This window comes from Shewanella sp. AS1, assembly GCF_021412565.1.
In the GTDB taxonomy this organism is placed as follows: domain Bacteria; phylum Pseudomonadota; class Gammaproteobacteria; order Enterobacterales; family Shewanellaceae; genus Shewanella.
Genome location: NZ_JAKCLJ010000060.1, coordinates 1 through 292, shown reverse-complemented (window position 1 = coordinate 292; position 292 = coordinate 1). Strand labels below are relative to the sequence as shown.

Genomic DNA, 292 nt, shown 5'->3' with positions numbered 1-292 from the left:
ATTCCCCCACCACTATAAAAAATGGGGCTTCCAGGTTTCAGCAGGTCTTTCGATGGTCAGGCCTCCCAAAGACTTGCTCGAGAGTTCGATCCAGGCGCCACTGGCGGTGTTTCGTGCTACATTCGGGTTGCCCTACAACTTTTCCATCGAAGGCGATCTGTCGACGTTGATTGTCTCAAACCAGTTGATGCTGGGCCCGAGGTATAGTTATCTTTATAAAAACCTGGGCATCAAGGCAGGGTGGGATATCGCCTTTGTTTATGGACAGTTGAGGCAGGGTGGCTTTGATAAC

At 50.3% G+C, this 292-nt stretch carries 1 protein-coding gene; it reads left to right on the top strand.

Translation table 11 applies throughout. From position 1 onward, the window contains the following. Positions 1-292 (top strand): hypothetical protein (locus tag LZP69_RS16055; protein WP_234201702.1); only part of this gene is annotated, 292 nt, incomplete at both ends.